We start from the raw sequence: 3,502 nt of genomic DNA on the forward strand, positions 1-3,502 counted from the left end.
GCGTGGTCACCCGCCTGCTCGCCGCCCCCGGCGTGACCCTTCACGAGGAGGCCCTGCAGGTCGCCGAGATCGCCGACAGCCGCCGCGCCGAACTGGTCTTCGACGCCCCGCCCGCCGCCGCCCGCCTGCTGACGGTCGGAACCCGGCTGCGCGCCGACCTCGCCGGCGGCGAGACACTGGAGGCCGTGGTCATCGCCGTCGCCCCGGCCACCGAAGGCGGCACGGCCGTCGTCCGCGCCGCGCCTTCGGGACCCGCCCCCGCCGCCGGAACCGTCCTGTCGGCCCGCCTGTCGGTCGGCGGCGGCGACGGCCTCACCGTCCCGGCCGATGCGGTGCAGACGGTCGAGGGCGTCCCCTCGGTCTTCGTGAGGGAGGCCAACGGCTTCCGCGCCCGTCCCGTCGTCACCGGCGCCACCGCCGGCGGCCGCATCGAGATCCTCTCGGGCCTGACCGGAACCGAACGCATCGCCGGCGCCGGCGCCTTCCTGCTCAAGGCCGAACTGGCCAAGGGCGAGGCGGAGCACGGGCACTGATCATGTTGAACCGCATCATCGACGCGGCGGTCCGACACCGCTGGCTCATCATCGTCCTGGCCCTGCTGTGGGCCGTCGTCGGCGCGCGCGAGCTGACCCGCCTGCCCATCGACGCCGTGCCGGACATCACCAACCGGCAGGTCCAGATCACCACCGTCGCCCCGGCGCTGGGGCCCGAGGAGGTCGAGCGGCAGGTCACCTTCCCGCTCGAGACCGCCCTCAGCGGCCTGCCCGGCCTGGTCGAGACCCGCTCCCTGTCGCGCCACGGCTTCTCCCAGATCACCGCCGTCTTCACCGACAGCACCAGCATCTGGTTCGCCCGCAACCTGGTCAACGAGCGGATGCAGGACGCCCGCGCCGACCTGCCTGACGGCCTGACGCCCTCCATGGGGCCGGTCGTGACCGGCCTGGGCGAGGTCTACATCTGGACCGTCGAGATGAAGGGCGCCGCCGCCCGGACCGGCGTCCCCTATGTCACGCCCGAAGGCGAACGCCTGACCACCGACGCCGAGAAGGCGACCTACCTTCGCACCGTCCAGGACTGGATCATCGCGCCCCAGCTGCGCGGTGTGGACGGAGTCGCCGGCATCGACGTGCTGGGCGGCTATGTGAAGGAGTACGCCGTCCATCCCGACCCGGCGAAACTAGCCGCCTACGGCGTCGGCCTGGTCCAGCTGGTCGAGGCGCTGGAGCACGCCAACCGCATCGCCGGCGCCGGCTACGTCAACCGCGCCGGAGAGGCCTGGATCGTCCGCGCCGACGCCCGCGTCCGCACCCTTCAGGAACTGGCCGCCACCCCGATCCTGAACCGCAACGGCCAGGTCATCCGCGTCTCCGACGTGGCCGTGGTCGAGACCGGCCGCGCGCCGCGCCTCGGCTCGGCCAGTTCCGACGGCCATGAGACCGTCGTCGGCACGGCCCTGATGCTGCAGGGCGAGAACTCCCGCAACGTGGCCCAGCGCGTCGGCGCCAAGCTGGAGACCATCCAGGCCAGCCTGCCGCCCGGCGTCATGATCCGCCCGGTTCTGGACCGCACCGCGCTGGTCGAGGCCACCATCAGCACGGTCGAGCACAACCTCGCCCTCGGCGCGGCCCTGGTCATCGCCGTGCTCTTCTTCGCCCTCGGCAACGTCCGGGCGGCGATCATCACCGCCTTGGTCATCCCCCTCGCCTTCCTGTTCGCGGCCACGGCGATGAACCGCTTCGGCATCAGCGCCAACCTGCTCAGCCTCGGCGCGCTGGACTTCGGCCTGATCGTCGACGGGGCCGTGGTGGTGGTCGAGAACACCCTGCGCCGCCTGTCCCTCAAACGTCAGGAGACCGGTCGCCCCCTGGCGGTCGCGGAACGCCTGTCGATCGCCGCCTCCGCCGCCCGCGAAATGGCGCGGCCCGCCGCCTTCGGCCAGGCCATCATCCTGCTGGTCTACGCTCCGCTGCTGATGTTCGAGGGGGTCGAGGGCAAGATGTTCGGCCCCATGGCCGCCACCGTCATGCTGGCCCTGGCCGGCGCCTTCATCCTCAGCTTCACCTTCGTCCCGGCCCTGACCGCCCTCTGGGTCCGCGAGCCCAAGGCGGGGCATGAGGACGGCGAGACCAGGATCAGCCGCGCCGTCCGCGACCGCTACGAGCCCCTGCTCAAGGCCGCCGTGGCCCGCCCGCGCGCCGTCCTCGCCGGCGCCGGCGCCGCCCTCGCGGCGGGCGTCATCGCCTTCCTGATGCTGGGCAGCGAGTTCGTGCCGACCCTGGATGAGGGCGACATCCTGGTCCAGGCCCTGCGCGTCCCCTCCACCTCGCTGGAACAGAGCCAGGCCATGCAGTTCCGCGTCGAGACGACGCTGAAGGCCATGCCCGAGGTCGAACGCGTCTTCACCCGCACCGGCACCGCCGAGGTGGCGTCCGACCCCATGCCGCCGTCCATCTCGGACACCTTCGTCATGCTCAAGGACCGCAAGGACTGGCCCGACCCGTCCCTGCCCAAGGCCGAACTGGTCAAGCGGATGGAAGAGGCGCTCAGCCATCTGCCGGGCAACAGCTATGAGTTCACCCAGCCGATCCAGATGCGCTTCAACGAGCTGATCGCCGGGGTCCGCTCGGACGTCGCGGTCAAGGTCTATGGCGACGACTTCGAGGCCATGACGCGCTCGGCCGAACAGGTCGCCGCCGTCCTGCGGCGCATCGACGGGGCCGCCGACGTCCGCGTCGAACAGGTCTCGGGCCAGCCGACCCTGACCGCTCGCGTCGATCGCACCATCGCGGCCGCCCAGGGCATTCACGCGTCCGACGCCGCCGACGCCCTAGCCATCGCCCTGGCCGGACGCGAGGCCGGCCATGTGCTGGAGGGCGATCGCCGGTTCGACGTGGTCGTCCGCCTCGACGACGCCCTGCGCAACGATCCCGGGATCATGACCCAGCTGCCGGTCATGCCCGAGGAGTCCGAACCGGGCGCCCCGACCGTGCCCCTGTCCGCCGTCGCCCGCTTCGAGGCGGGGGAAGGTCCCAACCAGATCAGCCGCGAGAACGGCAAGCGCCGCATCGTGGTCCAGGCCAACGTCCGCGGCCGCGATCTGGGCGGCTTCGTCGCCGAGGCCCGGCGCGCGGTGACGGCCGAGGTCCAGCCTCCGGTCGGCGGCTGGCTGGACTGGGGCGGCCAGTTCGAGAACCTCGAGCGCGCCTCCGCCCGCCTGGCCCTGATCGTGCCGCTGGTCTTCCTGACCATCGGCGGCCTGCTGTTCCTGGCCCTGCGCTCGGTGCGGGACGCGGCGCTGGTCTTCGCCGGGGTGCCCCTGGCCCTCGTCGGCGGCGCCCTGGCGCTGGCGGCGCGGGGCATGCCCCTGTCGATCTCGGCGGCCGTCGGCTTCATCGCCGTCTCCGGCGTGGCCACCCTCAACGGCCTGGTCCTGATGCAGGCGGTTCTGGAGCGCCTCAAGGCCGGCGAGGCGCCGATCCAGGCCGCCGTCGCCGGCGCCGTC

At 72.6% G+C, this 3,502-nt stretch carries 1 protein-coding gene and 1 pseudogene; both read left to right on the plus strand.

Annotated elements, in window-relative coordinates:
* Positions 1–533: pseudogene (locus Q0C81_RS17450) on the plus strand (efflux RND transporter periplasmic adaptor subunit); the annotation flags it as partial.
* Positions 534–535: 2 nt separating this feature from the next.
* Positions 536–3,502, plus strand: a 2,967-nt coding sequence (locus Q0C81_RS17455; protein WP_291840983.1) for a CusA/CzcA family heavy metal efflux RND transporter, incomplete at its 3' end; no start/stop codon positions are given.

Origin of the sequence: Brevundimonas sp., assembly GCF_023259385.1 — a bacterium.
Taxonomy (GTDB): Bacteria; Pseudomonadota; Alphaproteobacteria; order Caulobacterales; family Caulobacteraceae; genus Brevundimonas.